This is a genomic window from Micromonospora sp. NPDC049102 (assembly GCF_043197485.1).
Classification (GTDB): domain Bacteria; phylum Actinomycetota; class Actinomycetes; order Mycobacteriales; family Micromonosporaceae; genus Micromonospora.
This window is the reverse complement of sequence record NZ_JBICTE010000040.1, coordinates 17,503-36,819: the sequence shown is the minus strand read 5'-3', so window position 1 is coordinate 36,819 and position 19,317 is coordinate 17,503. Positions and strand designations below refer to the sequence as shown.

Annotated in this window: 18 protein-coding genes and 1 pseudogene; 10 read left to right on the top strand and 9 right to left on the bottom strand. The window is 71.4% G+C overall.

Features of this window, described 5'->3' with window-relative positions; translation table 11 throughout:
- Positions 1-6: 6 nt before the first annotated feature.
- Positions 7-624 (bottom strand): TetR family transcriptional regulator, encoded by a 618-nt coding sequence (locus ACGFH9_RS27775; protein ID WP_355248345.1) that lies wholly within the window; start codon positions 622-624, stop codon positions 7-9.
- A gap of 173 nt (positions 625-797) precedes the next feature.
- Between ACGFH9_RS27775 and ACGFH9_RS27770 the strand changes: the two genes are divergently transcribed.
- Positions 798-2,438 carry an MDR family MFS transporter gene (locus ACGFH9_RS27770; protein ID WP_393224880.1) on the top strand — a complete coding sequence of 547 codons (1,641 nt, stop codon included), beginning with the start codon at positions 798-800 and terminating at the stop codon, positions 2,436-2,438.
- Positions 2,439-2,579: 141 nt separating this feature from the next.
- Here ACGFH9_RS27770 and ACGFH9_RS27765 read toward each other — a convergent pair whose 3' ends face one another.
- Positions 2,580-3,149 carry a hypothetical protein gene (locus ACGFH9_RS27765; protein ID WP_393224877.1) on the bottom strand — a complete coding sequence of 190 codons (570 nt, stop codon included), beginning with the start codon at positions 3,147-3,149 and terminating at the stop codon, positions 2,580-2,582.
- Between the two features lie 357 nt (positions 3,150-3,506).
- Here ACGFH9_RS27765 and ACGFH9_RS27760 point away from each other — a divergent pair, with 357 nt between their 5' ends.
- Complete coding sequence (locus tag ACGFH9_RS27760; RefSeq protein ID WP_393224875.1) at positions 3,507-4,886, top strand: PHB depolymerase family esterase; 1,380 nt, start codon at positions 3,507-3,509, stop codon at positions 4,884-4,886.
- A 142-nt stretch (positions 4,887-5,028) separates the two neighbouring features.
- Here the strand turns inward: ACGFH9_RS27760 and ACGFH9_RS27755 are convergent, their stop codons facing one another.
- Positions 5,029-6,495: an arabinofuranosidase catalytic domain-containing protein gene (locus tag ACGFH9_RS27755; protein ID WP_393224872.1), complete on the bottom strand. Its 1,467-nt coding sequence runs from the start codon at positions 6,493-6,495 to the stop codon at positions 5,029-5,031.
- 638 nt (positions 6,496-7,133) lie between these two features.
- Here ACGFH9_RS27755 and ACGFH9_RS27750 point away from each other — a divergent pair.
- Together ACGFH9_RS27750 and eccCb are read left to right on the top strand one after the other, a co-directional pair.
- Positions 7,134-7,622: a hypothetical protein gene (locus tag ACGFH9_RS27750; RefSeq protein ID WP_393224870.1), complete on the top strand. Its 489-nt coding sequence runs from the start codon at positions 7,134-7,136 to the stop codon at positions 7,620-7,622.
- A 3-nt stretch (positions 7,623-7,625) separates the two neighbouring features.
- Positions 7,626-11,975 carry a type VII secretion protein EccCb gene (gene eccCb, locus ACGFH9_RS27745; protein ID WP_393224867.1) on the top strand — a complete coding sequence of 1,450 codons (4,350 nt, stop codon included), beginning with the start codon at positions 7,626-7,628 and terminating at the stop codon, positions 11,973-11,975.
- Between the two features lie 13 nt (positions 11,976-11,988).
- Here eccCb and ACGFH9_RS27740 read toward each other — a convergent pair whose 3' ends face one another.
- From ACGFH9_RS27740 to ACGFH9_RS27730, 3 genes are read right to left on the bottom strand one after another with little or no spacing between them, the layout of a single operon-like run.
- Entirely contained in the window at positions 11,989-12,513 is a 525-nt protein-coding gene (locus ACGFH9_RS27740) for a hypothetical protein (protein WP_393224865.1), read from the bottom strand.
- Positions 12,510-12,776 (bottom strand): hypothetical protein, encoded by a 267-nt coding sequence (locus ACGFH9_RS27735; RefSeq protein ID WP_393224862.1) that lies wholly within the window; start codon positions 12,774-12,776, stop codon positions 12,510-12,512. Before ACGFH9_RS27735 ends, ACGFH9_RS27740 begins: the two co-directional genes overlap by 4 nt.
- Before the next feature lie 52 nt (positions 12,777-12,828).
- A complete protein-coding gene (locus ACGFH9_RS27730; RefSeq protein WP_355248177.1) occupies positions 12,829-13,095 on the bottom strand; it encodes a helix-turn-helix transcriptional regulator in 267 nt (88 codons plus the stop codon).
- Between the two features lie 101 nt (positions 13,096-13,196).
- On the opposite strand from ACGFH9_RS27730, the gene map reads away from it, so the two are divergent.
- On the top strand, positions 13,197-14,015 hold the full coding sequence (gene map / locus ACGFH9_RS27725; RefSeq protein ID WP_355625025.1) for a type I methionyl aminopeptidase: 819 nt from the start codon (positions 13,197-13,199) through the stop codon (positions 14,013-14,015).
- Here the strand turns inward: map and ACGFH9_RS27720 are convergent.
- The gene (locus ACGFH9_RS27720) at positions 13,924-14,550 is read right to left on the bottom strand and encodes a response regulator transcription factor (RefSeq protein WP_393224857.1); all 627 of its coding nucleotides are present in this window, start codon (positions 14,548-14,550) and stop codon (positions 13,924-13,926) included. The two genes, map and ACGFH9_RS27720, sit on opposite strands and share 92 nt — an antisense overlap.
- A 43-nt stretch (positions 14,551-14,593) precedes the next feature.
- Complete coding sequence (locus ACGFH9_RS27715; protein WP_393224854.1) at positions 14,594-15,421, bottom strand: PIG-L family deacetylase; 828 nt, start codon at positions 15,419-15,421, stop codon at positions 14,594-14,596.
- Between the two features lie 192 nt (positions 15,422-15,613).
- Between ACGFH9_RS27715 and ACGFH9_RS27710 the strand changes: the two genes are divergently transcribed.
- On the top strand, positions 15,614-16,237 hold the full coding sequence (locus ACGFH9_RS27710) for an alpha/beta fold hydrolase (RefSeq protein ID WP_393224851.1): 624 nt from the start codon (positions 15,614-15,616) through the stop codon (positions 16,235-16,237).
- Positions 16,238-16,265: 28 nt separating this feature from the next.
- Here the strand turns inward: ACGFH9_RS27710 and ACGFH9_RS27705 are convergent.
- Positions 16,266-16,514: pseudogene (locus ACGFH9_RS27705) on the bottom strand (cupin domain-containing protein); the annotation flags it as partial.
- 227 nt (positions 16,515-16,741) lie between these two features.
- Between ACGFH9_RS27705 and ACGFH9_RS27700 the strand changes: the two are divergent.
- The 4 genes from ACGFH9_RS27700 to ACGFH9_RS27685 all read left to right on the top strand — a co-directional run bounded on the left by ACGFH9_RS27700 (position 16,742) and on the right by ACGFH9_RS27685 (position 19,317).
- Positions 16,742-17,095, top strand: a complete 354-nt coding sequence (locus tag ACGFH9_RS27700) for an SDR family NAD(P)-dependent oxidoreductase (protein WP_393224848.1) — start codon at positions 16,742-16,744, stop codon at positions 17,093-17,095.
- On the top strand, positions 17,044-17,415 hold the full coding sequence (locus tag ACGFH9_RS27695; protein WP_393224846.1) for a hypothetical protein: 372 nt from the start codon (positions 17,044-17,046) through the stop codon (positions 17,413-17,415). The genes ACGFH9_RS27700 and ACGFH9_RS27695 overlap by 52 nt, the downstream gene beginning before the upstream one ends.
- 95 nt (positions 17,416-17,510) lie before the next feature.
- Positions 17,511-18,710 (top strand): aromatic acid exporter family protein, encoded by a 1,200-nt coding sequence (locus ACGFH9_RS27690; protein WP_393224843.1) that lies wholly within the window; start codon positions 17,511-17,513, stop codon positions 18,708-18,710.
- 79 nt (positions 18,711-18,789) lie between these two features.
- Positions 18,790-19,317, top strand: coding sequence for a hypothetical protein (locus ACGFH9_RS27685; protein ID WP_355248127.1), 528 nt, complete (start codon positions 18,790-18,792; stop codon positions 19,315-19,317).

Below are 19,317 nucleotides of genomic sequence, written 5' to 3'. Positions count from 1 at the left end.
CGCCGATCAGGACCTCGGCTCCCCCGCCGGCCCTGCGGCCGGCGGGGGAGCGACCTCGCTGAGCGCGGTTCGCACGATCTCCAGCAGGTCGTGGCCCGGGTGGTCGATCCAGTGCTGGATGGCGACGCGCAGGACGGCCAGGAAGGTAGCGGTCAACAGGCGGGCGCGCAGCGCCACCTCCGCACCGGTGAGACGCTGCGCGAGCTCGGCGGCCAACTCGCGCTCGATCGCGGTGTACGCCGCGACCTGGTGCGCGGCCAGGCCCGGGTGCCCGCGCAACTGTCGACGTCGGGTCAGCCAACCGTGGTCGCGCTCGCGCGACGTCTCCGCGGTGAAGTGCTCGGCCGCCCGGCTCAGCACGGTCCACGGCGGCTCGCCGTCCGGCCGCTCACGCACCAACTGCAACAGTCGGCGCAGGCGCAGCGTGTCGCCGTAGAAGAGCGCCTCCTCCTTGTTGGAGAAGTAGTTCGAGAACGTCCGCCGGGAGACGTTGGCGGCGTCGGCGATCGCTTCGACCGTCACGCCGTCGGGGCCCTGCTCGGCGGCGAGGCGCAGGGCTGACTCGTGCAGGGCGAGGCGGGTGGCTGCCTTCTTGCGCTCCCGTAGGCCGGTGATCTCGTCCATCGCCGTCAGCGTACGTCGAGTGATCGGCTTCTCAATGGGCAAACTTGCCGAATGGGCAAGATCGGTAGATGCTTGCGTGAGGCAACCAACTCAGGTGTGCGGATGCCCACTGCACGTCACCCGCGTACCCCTGGTTGTCGTTTCGGAACCCACGACGAGCGGGAGGTCGCGCGATGAGCGCACCCACCACCACGGCCGGCGCCGAGCCGATGAGCCATCGGCAGACCCTCGAGGCGCTCAGCGGCCTGCTGCTGGTGCTCTTCGTCGCGATGTTGAGCAGTACGGTCGTCTCGACCGCACTTCCCAAGATCATCGGCGCGTTGAACGGCTCCCAGACCCAGTACACCTGGGTGGTCACCGCCACCCTGCTCACCGCGACGGCCACCACCCCGATCTGGGGCAAGCTGGCCGACCTGTTCAGCAAGAAGCTCCTCATCCAGGTCGCCATCGTGGTCTTCCTGCTGGGCTCGGTCATCGCGGGCTTCTCGCAGAGCGCGGGTCAGCTCATCGCGGCCCGCGCGTTCCAGGGCATCGGGGTCGGCGGCCTCCAGGCGCTCGTCCAGGTGGCGATCGCCGCCATGATCCCGCCGCGCGAGCGGGGTCGCTACAACGGCTACCTCGGCGGCGTCATGGCGGTGGCGACAGTCGGTGGCCCGCTGCTCGGCGGACTCATCGTCGACACGTCCTGGCTCGGCTGGCGCTGGTGCTTCTTCGTGGGGGTGCCGGTCGCCGTCATCGCGCTGATCCTGCTCCAGGTGACCCTGCACCTACCGACGTTCCGGCGGGACAACGTCAAGATCGACTACCTGGGTGCGAGCCTGATCGCCGCCGGCGTGAGCGTGCTGCTGATCTGGATCTCCTTCGTCGACAGCTCGTTCGCCTGGGTCTCGTGGCAGAGCGCGACAATGGTGGCCGGCTCACTCCTCCTGCTCGCCCTGGCGGTCTGGGTCGAGTCGCGGGCGGCCGAACCCGTCGTCCCGCTCAGCATCGTGCGCGAGCACACCACCGCCCTGGCCATCCTGGGCAGCCTCGCGGTCGGCATGGCCATGTTCGGCGGCGCGGTCTTCCTGGGCCAGTACTTCCAGATCGGCCGCGGCTACAGCCCGACGGAGGCCGGCCTGCTCACCATCCCGATGATGGCCGGCGTCCTCGGCTCCTCGATCATCGCCGGCCGGCTGATCACCCGGACCGGCCGGATCAAGCCGTACATCGTCGCCGGCTCGATCATCCTCGTCGCCGGGTTCGGGCTGCTCGGCACCATCGACCACGAGACGTCTCTCGTGCTGGTCGGCATCGGCATGTTCATCGTCGGCACCGGCGTCGGCATGACCATGCAGAACCTCGTCCTCGCCGTCCAGAACACGGTTGCCCTCAAGGACATCGGCGCGGCCAGCTCCAACGTCGCGTTCTTCCGGTCACTCGGCGGCGCCGTCGGCGTCTCGGTGCTCGGCGCGGTGCTCGCCCACCGGGTCACCGACCAGATCACGCGCGACCTGACCGCCGCCGGTATCCCCACCTCCGGCAGCGGCGGCGACAGCAACCTCAACATCACCGCGCTGCCGGACGGGGTCCAGCACATCGTGCGGGCCGCGTACGGCGACGCCACCGGACACATCTTCCTCATCTCGGCGGCCATCGGGGTGGTCGGCGTCATCGCCGCGCTCCTGCTCAGGCCGGTGACCCTGCGGACCAGTCTCGACCTGCCGGACGCGGCCACGTCGGTCGCGGTGGCCGCCGACGCGGTCGACGGGGCACCCGCGATCGACCAGGTTTCCACGGAGGCCGCGTCGAAGGTCGCACCCGAGCGGCGCTGACGTCCGACACACCAACGGGCCGCCACCGTCACGGACAGTGGCGGCCCTTCCGCGACCGGCGCTGTCCGCGTCGACGCCCCCGACTGCCGCCGACCGCCGCCGACCGGCCCGGTGACCCGTCGGCGCCGACCGCGCGGTACGTCAGCCCACCGGTACGCCGTGCTCGCGCTCGGTGAACAGGTCGATGTCGCGCGGGCCCAGCTTGACGACCCGGCGGGCGTGCAGGGCGAGATGCCGGCGTGCCTCGCCGAGGCGGCGGCTGGCGATGGTCATCTCGTCCGACGCCTCGAACGGTTCCCTGCCGCTGGCCTGCAACGCGGCGGCCAGTACGGCGTTGTACGCGGTCATGAGCCCGTTGGCCAGGGCGACGCCGTCCTGGTCCGCGCGCGTCCAGATCTCCGACCAGGCGGCCTCCACCGTGGTCATGTCCCGGGTCAGCCAGTCGTGCAGCGCCATCGGCCCCAGCGGCTTGTGCCCGCCGAGCAGGCCGTTGCCCGCCTCCGGCAGACCCGACCGCCAGTACCCGGTCTGCCGCAACGCCTCGGCCTTGTGCGCGAGGCGCAGCGCGCCGGACAGCACCAGGACGTACGCCCGCTGGAGCTCGGCCCGCTCGCGCTGCCGCCGCTTGACCCGACTGTGCACCCCCACCACGAGGAGTGAGGCGAAGGCGGTGATCGCGGAGCCGAGCAGAGCGGCCAGGGTTGAGTTCACGCCGACATGATGCCTGCCGCCGATCGGCGTCGCCGCGCGGGCTGACACCTCGACAGGCGCGCCGGTCGAGCGCCCACGCCGCCTTCGACACGGCTTGACGAACAGGATGTTATCGCTCACAGTCGATGTGGAGGACGACAGCATCGACGGCTCACCGGGCGAGCCAACCGCTTCGGACCTCGCACTCCCGACGTCCCCCAGGGCATGTGGACGTCGCTTCAGGACTTGTCAACAGCCGCCGGCAACGCGCGGCCGACGTCGCACGCCCCCGTGAACGTCTCCCGGACGACCGGTCCGGACGTCCTTCCCGTGCGGCACCTCCACCACCCGCTGCCACCGACCGAGAAGGAACCGCCCATGAGAACGAGGTTCGCACTGCTGGCCGCGGCGCTGGCGACGGCTCTGGCGACGATGACGGCCGTGGTCACGGTCGCCACCCCGGCGTCGGCCGCGACGCTCACCCAGGTGACCAACTTCGGCACCAATCCGACGAACCTACAGATGCACCTGTACGTGCCGGACCGGGTGGCGGCCCGCCCGGCTCTCCTGCTCGCCCTGCACTACTGCACCGGCAGCGGCCCGGCCGTGCACAACGGGTTCGGACTCAGCACGCTGGCCGACCGCTACGGCTACATCGTGATCTACCCGTCCGTCACCCGGAGCAGCAAGTGCTGGGACGTCTCCTCCCCGCAGGCTCTGCGGCGTGACGGTGGCAGCGACCCGGTCGGCCTCAAGTCCATGATCGATTACGTCCGGAGCCGCTACCCGGTCGACCCGGACCGTATCGGTGTCGCCGGCTTCTCCTCGGGCGCCATGATGACCAACGTCATGGTCGGTCTCTACCCGGACCTGTTCAACGCCGGAGTCAGCTCCTCCGGCGTCCCGTTCGGCTGCTTCGCCACCACGAACGGCGCCGAGTGGAACAGCGAGTGCTCCGGCGGGCGGATCGTCAGAACCCCGCAGCAGTGGGGCGATCTGGTGCGCAACGCGTACCCCGGCTACACGGGCAAGCGTCCCCGGTTCCAGATCTGGCACGGCACCACGGACACCACGCTGAGCTACGTCAACTTCGGCGAGCAGATCAAGCAGTGGACCAACGTACAGGGTGTCTCCCAGACCCCGAGCTACACCGACTACCCGCAGACCAGCGCCACCCGCACCCGCTACGGGGGCACCGGCGGCACCGCGCCGGTCGAGGCGATCAGCTTCCAGGGCTACGGCCACTCCATCCCGTTCGACGCCGCGCAGGCCATCCGGTTCCTCGGCTTCGACACCACCGGCGCGACGACGCCGCCCCCGACGACCCCGCCCCCGACGACCCCGCCCCCGACGACCCCGCCCCCGGGCGGCACGACCGGTCCGTTGCGCAACTCCGCCGCCAGCCGCTGTCTGGACGTCCCGGCGCAGTCCCGGACCAACGGCACCCAGGTGGCGTTGTGGGACTGCAACTCCGGCGCCAACCAGCAGTGGGCCGCGACCGCGAGCCGGCAGCTCCAGGTGTACGGCAACAAGTGCCTCGACGCCGAGGGCGCCGGGACGACCGCCGGAACCCGGGTGATCATCTGGGACTGCACCGGTGGAACCAACCAGCAGTGGAACCTCAACACCGACGGCTCCGTCACCGGTGTGCAGTCCGGTCTGTGCCTCTCGCCGAACGCCGGTGGGACGGCCAACAGCACCCAGGTGGTGCTCGCCGCCTGCAACGGCGGCAACAGTCAGAAGTGGACGCGCGGCTGAGGTCGTACCCGATGAATGCGGGCGGGCGCGCGGCCTGGACGCCTCGCGCGGCCCGGCCCGGGACCACTTTCGGGCCGGGCCGTGTGTGCGTGCGCGCCCGCTCGTGGCCGCCGCCGCGCGGTGCGGCGGCGGCCACGCACTCTCAGCGGTAGCCGGCGGCGACGATGTTCGCCTGCACCGCGTTCTCGGTCGCGTCGGACGGGTAGCCGGCGACCATGGCGCCCTCGTAGAAGGTGCCGACGCTCTGGTTGGAGTTGTCGATGCAGCAGTCGCCACCGCTGCCCAGGATGATGGCGCCCTGCTTCTTCATCGGGTTGTAGCCCGAGGGCAGCGAGCCGTCCCAGAGCGTGTAGAGGTTTCCGGACTGGGCGTTGCTGCCCTTGATGGCGAAGCGCGTCGTGCCGTTGTTCTTCAGCGTCGCGGTGACGAACTTGCTGTTGAATGCCCGCTGGTTGGGGTTCCATGAGCTGCTGCCGCCCGGGAACAGACCCCACTCCAGGTCGGCCTGCACCCAGGGGCCGCTGCCGGAGCAGCCACCGAACCAGCAGCTCGTGCCGAAGTAGATGGCGTCCATCGTGCCTCGGCCGTCGGCGCGGCGGGTGGTCTCGCTGTTGCCGTAGTCGAAGCAGCAGCCGCTGTTGACGTGCGTGCCGCTGGTGACCATGTACATGCCCTCGGGTGCGGCGCCGGTCGGGATGCCGGTCAGGTGCCCGTCACGCCAGTAGCTGCTGTTGCCGTTGATGTAGAGCGAGTAGACCCGGTTTCCGCCGACAGTCAACGACTCCCGGGTCGCGACCGCGGGCTGTACGGCGCCACCGATGCCCCCGGCTCCCTGGTAGCCGAGGCTGTTGCCGCGCCCCGACTGGTCGTAGATCACCGTGATGACGCACGTGGTGTTCGCGCAGAAACTGTCCTGGGTCGCGGAGTTGGCCCGCCCGCCCGCGCTGAGCACGCCGATGTTGCGGGTGGTGGTGTCCGACGAACGGCGCACCTGGTAGAGCGAACCGTTGTAGGAGGCGTACAGGGCGCGGGTGGTGCTGTGCGCCGCGACGCAGGGAGTGCCGCCCGCCGTGTAGATGTCGCAGGGCAGTGTCGTGGTCGGTGGCGGGGTGGTGGGTGGTGGCGGAGTCGTCGGCGGCGGCGTGGTGGGCGGTGGCGTGGTCGGCGGCGGCGTGGTCGGGTCCACCACGCCGTTGCAGGTCGTGCCGTTGAGGACGAAGGAGGTCGGCGTCGGGTTGCTGCCGGTCCAACTGCCGTTGAAGCCGAAGCTCGTACTGCCGTTGGTGGGGATGCTGGCGTTGTAGGCGACGTTGGTGACGGTGAGCTGGCTACCCGCCTGTGTGTAGCTGCCGTTCCAGAGCTGGGTGACGGTCTGGCCGGCGGCGAAGTTCCAGGTCAGTCGCCATCCGTCGACGGCATCCCCCAGGTTGGTGATGGTGACGTTGGCGCCGAAGCCGTCCTGCCACTGCGAGTTGACCGCGTAGGTGACCTGGCACCCGGCTGCGGCCGCCGAGGCACCGGTCTGGATGGTGGCGGCGCCGGTGAGCACGAGTGTGGCGGCCACGGCGGCGAGCGCCGGACGCCGGCGGCGGAGTTGTCTGAGTCGCACGTGCTCTCCTTGACGGTGAGAGGTGAGGGTGTGCTGGACCGCGACCCGTTCCCCCTGCTCGGGCCCGGACTCTGAGCAGGGGGAACGGCGGGACGTGGCCCGGTCCGCGGGCGCGTACGGCGACTCCCGAGCTGTCCGGCGCCGGGCAGGCGTGTGCGGACGGTGTGGTCGGCGGACCACGGGAGACGGGTACGCGGCGTTACGGTCGCCGCCCACCACCCGGCCCGGGGGCGCGGCGGTCGGCGGTGACGGTGGCTGTGGTGTGGAGCAGACGCGCGGGGGCCGATGGACGACCACGGCTCCTGGCCGCAGGGGGTGATGCCGACCCGGGGGCGCCCGTGGTCAGGCATCCATCGTCCGGCCCTCGGCGCGGGTCGCCCGGTGGTGATCTCGGGCCGTCCCGTGCCGGCCACGCTCCACCTGCCCGCGCCGCGAACGACGTCGACCGCGCAACCAGGACCAGCAGGTAGAGGGCCTAGTGACGGTCAGTTATCAACGGCCGTCGTTACGTTAGCGTTAACAGGCCGCCCTGTCCATAGACGACCGTCGGTGGATCTGCCGTCCGTCGTCCGGGTCCACGGGCCGCCGCTCCTGTTCGGGGAATGAGCGAGGTGCCGGGCTGGTGTTGAATGTGGAGGGTGGGCGGACGGGTGCCGGAAGGGGTGGCGACGGTGGAGCTGACGATGGTCGTGGAACCGGAGCACCCGATGCCCGCCGAACGACTCGACACCCTCACCCAGGGGCTCGCCGAGGACCTGCGGGCGGTCTCCCGGATACGGGTGACCCCGGCGTCCGGTCCCGTACCCGGTCCGGGGAGGAAGTCGCCCGAGGCCTGGGAGCTGGGAATGCTGGTGGTGGGCGGTCTCTTCTCGGCCACCACGATGCGCGCGATCGTCCAGGTCGCGATCGCCTACACCGAACGGACCAGAGCGCGGTCGATCACCGTACGCAGCGGCGAGACCGAGTTGGTGATCACGGGAAGCACCCGGATCGACGATCCACTCCTCGTCGCCGAGCTGGCGCGGATCATCCAGACGCCGCACCGGCCCGACGCGGCCCTCGCCTCGTCCGGCTCCGAGCAGGCCGTGATCGCCCCGGGCGAGCGCCGCGGCGGTGACGGGGGGTAGACGATGGGACAGCGCCTGGCTCTGCTCATCGCCAACGACCGCTACATCGACGACTCGTTGGCCGACCTCTACGCGCCGCGAGAGGAGGCTCGTGACCTGCAGAGTCTGCTGGCCGACGCCAACATCGGGGCCTTCGACCGCACCGTACTGCTGGAGAACGAGTCGAAGAGCTCGGTGGAGCGCACCATGGAGACGATGCTGCGCAGCGCCGGGCCGGAAGACCTGATCCTGCTCTACTTCTCCGGGCACGGTATCCGCCGCGGCAAGCGGGGCCGGCTCTACCTGGCGGTCGCCAACACCGAGGTCGACTGCCTGTCGTCGACGTCGATATCCGCGTCCTTCGTGCACGAGTTGCTCGACGAGTCCGAGGCCGCCAGTTCGGTCCTCCTGCTCGACTGCTGCTACAGCGGCGCCTTCGACCAGGCCAAGTCTCCGGCGGATCTCGATCTCGACGGGGAGCTGAAGACCGGTGACGGCCGCTACGTCATCACCGCGACGAACGCCGTCGAGCGCGCCGTCGACGGGCAACCGGCGACGGCCGCCACGCCCCGGCAACGCTCCGCCTTCACCGAGACCATCATCGAGGGCCTGAGCACCGGCGCGGCCGACCTGACCGGTCGGGGCCGGATCACCCCCGAGGACCTGTGGCGGTACGTGCAGTTGGAGCTGCCCAAGCGGACGACCGAGCAGTCGCCGTGCCAGTTCGGCCGCGCGAGCAGCGAGGTGCACATCGCGTTGTCCCGCGACGGCCATCACCGGCCGCGCGATCCGCGCGACCCTCGCGATCCGCGTCTCGGTGATCTGCTGGGCCCGTTGCGGGCCCGGGAGGACGTGAAGCTGTGCGCCGTCGAGTGGCGTCAGCGTGGGCCGCTCACGGTGCCGGTCGGCCTGCACCATCGCCTCGACCAGCCGAGCGGGGAACCGGTCACGCTCGATCTCGCCTCGTCGGAGGGGCACCTGCTGATCGTGGGGCGTCCCGGGATGGGCAAGACCACCCTGCTCCGTACGATCATCAGTGGGCTCGCGCTCACCCACTCGGCCGACGAGGTCGTGTTCCACTGCCTCGAATCGGGTGGCAACTGGCTCGGCCCGATGCGGAAGCTGCCGCACGTCGAGACGGTCCTGGGCGACGACCAGGTGGTCGAGCTGGGCAAGCTGCTGAGCCAGCTCGAGGCCGACGTGCTGCGACGCAAGCGCCTGTTCCGTGAGCACGAGTTGGAGTCACCGGCCAGTCTCCGGGCGCGACGCGGCAGCCTGGACGAGGGCCCGCAGCCGGACATCTTCCTCGTCGTGGACCGATGGCAGGACTTCGTCGCGCTGCAACCCGACTTCACCGGGCGGGTCGTCGAGCTCGCCAACAAGGGCCTGGGGTACGGGTTCCACCTCGCCGTGGTCGAGCGCAGTTGGCGGTCCATTCCGCAGGAGCTGATCGAGCTGCCGCAGCTGCGGATCGAGACCCGCCTGTCGGATCCGCGGGAGTCGAGGGTCGACCCGGACCATGCCGCCCGCCTGCCCCTGTCGATGCCCGGTTGGGCCATCCAGGGGCGGCGCACGTTCCGCATCGCCCTTCCCGAGCTGACCGTGACCGACGTCGACCCGGACCTCGGTGCGGAGTTCGGCGTCGCGGTCTCCAACGGCGCGACGCCGATGATCTCCATGATCGCCCAGGCGTGGGGGCTGCCGCCGGTGTCCCGGGACTCCTCGGGTGCGCGAGCCGCCTGGGAGTCCCGGGACGAGGCGTTGGAGATCCTCGGGTTCGCCGACTACGCAGCGCTTGCGGCCTTCGAGGGCGCTGCCGCCACCGTGAGTTCGGAGCAGCACCTCCGGGTACCCATCGGGTTCGAGCTGGACGGGCAGCCCGTCGTGCTGGACCTGAAGGAGTCGGCCCGGGCGGGGATGGGACCGCACGGCCTGCTCATCGGCGCGACCGGCTCCGGCAAGAGCGAGTTGCTACGGACGATCGTCGCGGCGCTGGCGACGCGCCACCCGTCGGAGGAGCTGAACTTCGTCCTGGTGGACTTCAAGGGTGGCGCGACGTTCGCCTCGTTGGAGGCGTTGCCGCACACCAGCGCGGTGATCACGAACCTGGCCGACGAGTTGCCGCTGGTCGACCGTATGCGTGACGCGCTCGCGGGTGAGATGGTGCGGCGGCAGGAGTTGCTGCGGGCGGCGGGTAACTACGTCTCGCGGTTCGAGTACGAGAAGGCGCGGGCGGCCGGGGAGCCGTTGGCGCCGATGCCGAGCTTGTTGATCATTTGTGACGAGTTCAGCGAGCTGTTGGCCGCGAAGCCGGACTTCATCGACCTGTTCGTGATGATCGGCCGGTTGGGTCGGTCGCTGGGTGTGCACCTGTTGCTGGCCTCGCAGCGCCTGGAGGAGGGCAAGCTGCGCGGTCTGGACACGCACCTGTCGTACCGGATCGGGTTGCGGACCTTCTCGGCGGTGGAGAGCCGGATCGTGCTCGGCGTGCCGTACGCGCACGAGCTGCCCAACGCGCCGGGGCACGGCTACCTGAAGACCGAGAACTCCACGATGGTGCGGTTCCGGGCGACCTACGTGTCGCGACCGCCCAGCCTGGGCAATGCCGACCCGGGCACCGCTCCGGCCGAACCCGGTGCGACGGTGCTGGACCTGGTGGTGAACCAGCTACGTGGCCGGGGGCTCCCGGCGCACCAGGTCTGGCTGCCGCCGCTGGCCGAGCCGCCGACCCTGGGTGAGCTGCTGCCACCCCTGAGCCTGCACCCGCACTTCGGGCTGTGCACCGCGGAGTGGGCCGGCCGGGGTCGGCTCTCCGTGCCGGTCGGCGTGGTGGACCGCCCCTACGAACAGCGCCGTGAGCCGATGATGGTGGACCTCGCCGGGTCGGGCGGCAACGTGGTGATCGTGGGCGGGCAGCTCAGCGGCAAGAGCACCCTGCTGCGGTCGATGGTCGCAGCGCTCGCTCTCACCCACACCCCGCGCGAGGTGCAGTTCTTCTGCCTGGACTTCGGTGGTGGCGCGCTGCGGAGCCTGTGGGAGCTGCCGCACGTGGCCGGGGTGGCCGTGCGACGGGACACCGAGAGGGTTCGCCGGACGGTGGCCGAGGTGGTCGCCGCCCTCGACGACCGGGAGACCCGTTTCGCGCGCGAGGGCGTCGACTCGATTGCCGACTACCGGCGTCGGCGGGCGGCCGGCGAGTTCGCCGACGACCCGTTCGGTGACATCTTCCTGGTCGTCGACGGCTGGAACACCCTTCGTCAGGACTACGAGGAGCTGGAACAGGCCATCACCTACCTGGCCAACCGGGGGTTGGGTTTTGGTGTCCACGTGGTCGTCACCGCCGTGCGCTGGGCAGAGATCAGGATCGCCATGCGCGATCTCCTCGGCACCAGACTCGAACTGCGACTCGGCGACGCGGCCGAGTCGGAGATCGACCGGCGCGCCGCTCAGAATGTGCCGGCCGGCTCGCCCGGTCGCGGCGTGACGCCCGACAAGATGCACTTCCTCGCCGCGCTCTCGCGCATCGACGGGCGGCAGGACATCGAGGACCTCGGCGAGGCGTCGGTGGCGCTGGCTCGGCAGGTGGCGGCGAGTTGGCCGGGCCCCGCGGCCCCGGAGGTACGTCTGCTGCCGCAGAAGCTGACCGTCGCCGAGCTGGCCAAGGTCGTCGACCGGTCCGCGCCGGGGCTGCCCATCGGCGTCAACGAGTCCGCGCTGGCACCGGTCAACCTCGACTTCGCCGTCGAGCCGCACCTGACCGTCTTCGGCGACGCCGAGTGTGGAAAGAGCAACCTGCTGTGGCTGATCGCCCGGGGCATCGTGGAGCGGTACACGCCGGCCCAGGCACGACTGGTGATCGCCGACTACCGACGGAGCCTGTTGGGCGCGGTCGAGGGCGATCACCTGCTCGACTACGCCGCGTCGAACAAGGTGTTCGGCGAGAGCATGATGTCCATTCGCAGCGCGCTGCAGCACCGGCTGCCCGGCCCGGAGGTGACCCCCGCGCAGCTGCGCGAGCGGAGCTGGTGGAAGGGGCCGGACCTCTTCGTCCTCATCGACGACTACGACCTGGTCGCCTCGGGCGGCAGCAACCCGGTCAGCGCCCTGCTCGAACTGCTGCCCCAGGCCCGCGACATCGGCCTGCGTCTGATCGTCACGCGCCGGGTCGGTGGCGTGGCCCGCGCGCTCTACGAGCCGGTCCTGCAACGCCTGCGCGAACTCGACTCGCCGCTGCTGCTGATGTCCGGCAACCGGGAGGAGGGTCCGATCGTGGGCAAGCTGCGGCCCAGTCCACAGCCGCCGGGTCGTGGCACGCTCGTGCGCCGCAGCGACGGTCAGCAGCTCATCCAGACGGCGTTGGTCGGGCCGGGTTGACCACCGCCGCGCATCAGCGGGGGCGCGGCGCGGGAATGTCCGCGTACTCCTCGGATGCGCGCCGCTCGGCGGCGGCCGCCTGGTCCGTCGCGTCGGCGATCCGGGCGGTCAGTCGGCTCGCCGCCGCACGCACCGCCATCGGCGCGGTGGTGGCCGCATCGGACGCGGGGACGACCTCACCCTGCGGCGTGACCACCAGCCCCGCGAGGCCCGCGTCGGCGGCCGCCGCGAGAGCGAGCCGACGCGCCCGGGTCAGGTCGTCGCCGCGAGCCGTGACCGCGCCGGCGATCCGGGCGTACGCGTCGTGCGCGTCGTCGAGGTGGCGCGCCAGCCGCCGAAGGGCCTCGTCGGTGTCCTGCTGGGCCGATCCTGCCCGCCAGTGCCCGGCCAGCAGGCGATGCAGCCGCCGGAGTTCGTCGGCTGCCTCGCCGAGCGCCTGCGCGGCCTGGCTCCATCGCTCGCCCCGGTCCGCGTCGCCGGTCGGCGGCGCGGCCACCAACCGCGCGTAGGGCAGGGCCGCCGTGTCGTCGGTCGTCATCCGTCACCACGGTGCGCGAACCGGCGCGCCATCTCGTCGTCGGCGACCGAGACCGAACCCACGACGGTACGGATGGCGTCGGCGACCTGACGCAGGTCCTCGCTGATCCGCGGTAGCTCGTCGACCCACTCGAGGACGGAGGCAGGGGACGTCTCGTCGGCGACCAGGGCTCCGACCGCGTGGATGCGGTTCGCGAGCGTGTCGATGTCGCGGGCGACGTCGCGGAGGTTCTCGGGATCCATGTCGAGGGCGCTGCTGCTCATCGGTCGCTCACCTCCCACGGCAGACGGCCACCGGCGTGCCCCGGTCGAGCGCTCAGGACGCTCTGCGGACGCCCAGGTCGGCGAGCCACACCTCGGCGAGGTCGCTGAGTGCGACACCGAGGACCTCGCTGAGGCAGACCACGGTGCCGAACGCCGGTGCCGGAAGCCGACCCACCTCGATCTTGCGCAGGGTCTCCGGTGAGATGCCGGCTGCCAGGGCCACCTCGACGAGGCTGCGGCTGCCTCGTGCGACCCGGAGCGCCGCGCCGAGGCGTTGCCCCGCGGCGATCTGTGCCGGAGTGAGTGGTGGCCGAACCATGTGAGCAGGATAGTTCCGCCCTCGTGGACCGGCAATGTCGACCCGCTGGTCGTCCGGGCGACGTGGTATAAATATACCGCATCGGATGGGGAGGATTGATCGTGATCGAGCTGAAGTCCGCCGCGGAGATCGATCGGATGGCCGTGACCGGCCAGTTCGTCGGTGAGCTGCTGGCCGAGCTGCGGGCGGTCGCCGCCGTCGGCGTCAACCTGCTGGACATCGAGCACCACGCCCGCAGCCGCATCTCGGAGCGGGGTGCCGATTCCTGCTACTGGGACTACACACCGTCCTTCGGTCGTGGGCCCTTCCGCAACGTCCTGTGCCTCTCGGTCAACGACGCCGTGCTGCACGGCCTGCCGCACGACTACGTTCTGCGCGACGGTGACCTGCTGAGCATCGACATGGCGGTCCAGATCGACGGCTGGGCCGCCGACTCGGCGCTGTCCGTCGTCGTCGGCACCCCCGCCCCGGCCGACCTGAAGCTGATCGAGGCCACCGAGGTCGCGTTGGAGGCCGGCATCGGTGCCGCACGGCCGGGCAACCAACTCGGCGACATCTCCGCCGCCATCGGCGAGGTCGCCCACCGCTACGGCTACCAGGTCAACAACGAGTTCGGTGGGCACGGCATCGGCCGCACCATGCACGAGGCCCCGCACGTGCCCAACAACGGCCGTCCCGGTCGGGGCATGACACTCAAGCCGGGCCTGACGGTCGCGATCGAGCCGTGGTTCTGCCGCACCACCGATAAGATCAAGTTCGACCAGGACGGCTGGACGATCCGATCCGCGGACGGCTCGCGCTCGGCCCACTCCGAGCACACCGTCGCGGTCACCGAGACCGGTCCCCGCGTACTGACGCCTCGGCCGGGGCAGGTCGCAGGGCCGGGCAGCCGCAGCGGACAGTCGGCCGTGACGTCCTGACGACGGGTGCGTGCCCGCGCCGATCATTCGGGCTCGATCGGAATCGTGACGGTGACCCGCGTCGGGCCGCCGACCGGACTGTCGACCAACAGGCGGGCGTCGATGGCGTCGAGCCGGCCGGTGATACCGCGTAGGCCGGTGCCACGGCTCGCGTCGGCGCCGCGGCGACCCGGCGGACCGCGTCCACGAACTCACCGAGGTCGGACACCCGATCCTTGAGCAGGTAACCGATTCCGCCGTGGCCGTCGGCCAGCAGTTCCCGCGCGTACAGCCGCTCCACGTAGGCCGAGAGCACCAGCACCGGAAGGCCCGGCACCTCGGCCCGCGCCGCGAGCGCGGCCCGCAGACCCTCGTCGGTGTACGTCGGAGGCAGCCGTACGTCGACCACTGCCACGTCGGGTCGACGGTTGACGAGTTCGGTCAGCAGATCCGGCCCGGTGCCCACGGCGGCGACGACCTCGAAACCGTGTGCCTCCAACAGCCGGATCAACCCGTCCCGCAACAGCACCAGGTCTTCCGCCACCACCACCCGCACACCGCAGACGGTAGCCGGCCCACCCGCCCGGCGTGGGTACGCGTCAGCGGAGGCCGGCGAAGAGGTCGTCCTCGGGAACGGGTGCGTCGGTGCTGTCCCGCACCCGGACGAAGGTCTCCACGCCCATCAGCTCGGTGAACCGCTCCTGGCCGAGTTGGAGGAAGAAGATGTTCTCGGTCTGGCTGGCGTGCGCGGCCAGGGCCTCGAACTTCTGGGCACCGTGGTCGCGGGTGTCGACCCAGGTGGTGATCTCGTCGTCGGGAAGACCCAACTCGGGCATGTCCGACGACTCGTCCGGGTCGGCCCACTCGATGCCGAGCTCCTTCATCACCCGGCCGAACTCCGCGAACGCCGTCCGGGGCACTGTCGTCCAGTAGACCTTCGCGGGGACGTCGGTCTGTGCCACGGCGGCCATGGTGATGCGGTGCGCCTGGATGTGGTCGGGGTGACCGTAGAACCCGTTCTCGTCGTAGGTGACGATGACGTCGGGTCGGTACCGGCGGATCAACTCGCCCAGCCGGTCGGCGGCCTCGGCCACCGGCGTCGTCCAGAAGGAGCCGGGCTGGTCGTTCGTCGACCAACCCATCATCCCGGAGTCGCCATAGCCGAGCGTCTCCAGGTGGGTGACCTTCAACGTGGCGGCGCTGGCCTCCAGCTCGGCCTGGCGCATGGCCACGACGGCGGCCGGGTCGTGGCCGGGCTCGCCGGGCTTGACCCCGCCGGGCCCGTCGCCGCACCGCCCGTCGGTACAGGTCACGAGGACCGTGGTGACGCCCTCGGCGGCGTACCGGGCGAGGACGCCGCCGGTGCTCGTCGCCTCGTCGTCGGGGTGCGCGTGCACCGCCATCAGGGTCAGGGATCGCTCAGCCATCTCACCACCCTACGACCAGCGTCGCATCCGGTCTGGCAGCGACCGCATCCTAGCCATTCGCCGGACGGCCCTGACGTCCTTGCCGAGCCGCTCGCGGGCGACCCGGGGCTCCCTACGCTGCTCCGGGGGCGGGGTCGGCGCACTCAGGATGCGCCCGACAGCCTCGACCAGGCGACGAAGGGGACCGGTTCCATGGCGGTGTTCGATGACGTGCGACAGCTCGACGCCGGCGTCCTGAACGTCGGGTACGTCGATGCCGGGCCGCCAGACGGGCCGCCCGTGATCCTGCTGCACGGCTGGCCGTACGACATCCACAGCTTCGTCGACGTCGTGCCGCTGCTCACCGACGCCGGCCACCGGGTCGTGGTGCCGTACCTGCGGGGTTACGGCACGACGCGCCTTCTCGCCGACGACGCCGTCCGCAACGGCGAGCCGGCCGCGATGGGACTCGACCTCATCGCTCTCCTGGACGCCCTCGACATCGACAGCGCGAAGTTGGCCGGATTCGACTGGGGCGCGCGGACGGCCGACGTCGTGGCCGCGTTGTGGCCCGAGCGCTGTTCCGGTCTGGTGTCGGTCAGCGGCTACCTGATCGACGGTCAGGAGTCGGGCCGTACGCCGCTGCCGCCGAAGGCCGAGTTCTCCTGGTGGTACCAGTACTACTTCGCCACCAAGCGCGGCCGGCAGGGGTACGACCGCAACCGCCGCGACTTCGCCCGGCTGATCTGGCAGACGGCATCGCCGAGGTGGACGTTCGACGACGCGACGTTCGACCGCTGCGCCCCCTTTCGCCGAGCGAGAACGCGCCGCCGATGAGGAACATGTCGTCGCCCTCACCGGCGTGCGCCACGCCGTCGGCGGCGGCCGCGAAGATCGGGTACGCCGGCTGGACCGGCGCGTCGGAGTCGCTGAGGAGCGTGTACGCCACCGGCCGGGTCAACAGATAGCAGTCGCCCTCGACCTGGAGGAAGCAGCGGCCGCGTCGGATGGCGTTGAACTTGGGGCCGGCGGGCGGCTCGAACCGCACCGCCCAGCGCCCGCCGGCGACCAGGCCTGCGGATACGTGCGCGGTGGCGCCGAGCAGCGCCAGCACGTCCCCTTCACCGCCCGCACCACCGCCGACGAGATCCTCGATGGCGTGGACCTGACCGGGCGTCGAATGATCGTCACCGGTGGCGCCTCCGGCATCGGTGTCGAGACGGTCCGCGCCCTGGCCAACGCCGGCGCGGAGGTCACCGTCGCGGTCCGCGACCCGGCCCGGGCGGCCGGGCTCGTCGAGGGATTCGCCGACGCCGCCACCCGGGGCAGCGTCCGGCGGCCGTGCTCGACCTCGCCGACCTGGCGTCGGTCGACGCGTTCGTCGCCGCCTGGGACGGTCCGCTCGACGCGCTGGTCGCGAACGCCGGCACCATGGCGCTCCCGACCCGTCAGCTCTCCGCGCAGGGCTGGGAGCTCCAGCTCGCGACCAACCACCTGGGCCACTTCGCGCTGGCCGTCGGACTGCACGACAACCTGCGGGCAGCCGGCGCGGCGCGGGTCGTGGTGGTCAGCTCCGGAGCGCACCTGGGCGCCCCGTTCGACGTCGAGGATCCCCAGTTCGAGCGGCGGACGTCCTGCTGGCGGTGGGTGTCAGCCGGCGGTGGTCGGCGGACGGGATCACCGCGAACGCCCTGAACCCCGGGTACATCCACACCAATCTCCAGCGCCACCTCGACGACGCCACGATGCGCGCGTTCGGGGCGATGGACGAGGCGGGCGACCTCGTGGTTCCGGACTACTACAAGACGCCCGCCCAGGGTGCGTCGACCACGGTCCTGCTCGCCGCGTCGCCGCTGCTCGACGGTGTCGGCGGTCGGTACTTCGTCGACAACCAGGAGATGGCTGTGGTTCCCGGTGGACCCGACGCCACCGACGGGGTCGCGGACCACGCGGTGGACCCGGTGGCGGCGGACCAGCTCTGGGCGTACGCCGAGAAGACGCTCGCCGCGCGCTGAGCGCGACCCGCCGTCGGACGCCGGCCGGGCACGGACCCGCGTGGTCGTGCCCGGCGGCCAGGATTGATCGGGGTACGGCGGGGTAGCCGCCCGCCATGGTCGCTGCCGGTCGACCCGGTACGGAGGGGGACGCGCCGGCACGCGCCGGCGTGGGAGCGCAGTCCGGCCCGACGTCGACCGTCGCCCGCCTGTGGGGCCGGCTGTCGGAGACGCTGCGGGCCCGGGGGCGGCGGGTTCGGGGCATCGGCGGTCTGGCCCTGCAGGCCGGCCTTGCCGCGGCGCTGTCCTGGCTGGTGGCGCACCAGGTGCTGCACGTCACGCAGCCGGTGTTCGCGCCGATCTCCGCGGTCTCCACCCTCGCGGCGTCGGTCGGTCAACGCCTGCGTCGCACCATCGAACTGATCATCGGTGTCACCGTGGGGGTGCTGGTCGGTGACCTGCTGCTCGGGGTGGTCGGCACCGGGTGGTGGCAGCTCGCGCTGATGGTCGTGCTGGCGATCCTGGTCGCGTTGTTCCTCGCCGGCAGCGCGGCGGTGGTGATCCAGGCCGGGGCCACGGCCGTGCTCATCGCCACGTTGAGTCCGTCCGTGCGGGACCTGGAGATTCCCCGCTTCGTGGACGCCCTCGTCGGGGGCACCATGGCGCTGCTGGTCACCGCCGTCCTGTTGCCGTTGAGCCCGCTGCGGGTGCTCAACCGGGCCGCCCGACCGGCGCTGGACCTGCTCAGCGACCAGCTCGAGGCCACCGCCGGTGCGTTGGCCGACCGTGACATCGCCCGCGCGCTGACGGCCCGGGCGAAGTTGCGCGACAACAAGGACGAGCTGGGGGCCCTCGTCGAGGCGACGCAGGGTGCCCGGGAGGCCAGCACCCTCTCGCCCGTGCACTGGCACGAGCGGCAGGGGCCGGTGGCCCGGTACGCGCACACGGCGGAGCCGATCGACCGGGCGATGCGCAACTCGGGAACACTCATCCGTCGCGTGGTGACACTCATCGAGGACGGCGAGTCCGTCCCGGAACGGATGCCCACGGCCGTCGCCGACCTCGCCGAGGCGGTACGCCTGCTCAAGCGGCAGTTCGCCGCCGGTCGGGAACCCGTTCAGGCGCGGGAGCGGGCTCTCGCGGCGGTCTGCGCCGCTGGTGACGCCTACCGCGAGGGGGTCGGTTTCTCCGGTGCCGTCGTGGTGGCGCAGGTGCGGACGACGACAAGTGACCTGCTGGTGGCCACCGGGCTGAGTCAGGAGGTCGCGAACCGGCTGGTCCGCCGCGCCTTCGGAGGGCCGGCGCACCGACGGTGACCTGCGGCGATGGTAGCCATGGCAGCAGAGTGAGCCATTCCTGTTGCATTCTGAGCCAAAGTGATGCCATCATGGTGCCATGGACTTGAGGCCGTACGTCGAGAATCTGCGCAACGAGTTCGCCGTGGCCGCCGAGGGCGTGGACCCGGAGGGTCGGGTGCTGGCCGAACGGCTCTTCACCCAACTCGAAGCGGCGACTCACCTCACGCTGCTCGAAGCGCTCTCCGACGCGGCCGACGAGATCACCCGCGATCTCGCCCCCGGGTCGGTGCACGTCCGGCTGCGCGGACGCGAGCCCGACTTCGTGGTGGCACCCGCCACCCCGCCCACGGATGGGCCGGGCCAGGCCGGTGAACCGCCGGCGGCCCCGGCGCCGCTGGTGCCGCCCGAGGGTGACGAGGGCGGCACGTCCCGGATCAACCTCCGCCTTCCCGACCACCTCAAGGCAGGCGTCGACGAGGCCGCGAGCCGCGCCGGGCTGTCCGTCAATGCCTGGCTGGTGCGCGCCGTCGCCAGTGCCGTCGGGGCCGGCGGCCCCGACCGCCAGCCGCCACGCCGGCCGGAACCCCCGAGGTCCGGCCAGCACGTCACCGGCTGGGCGCGCTGA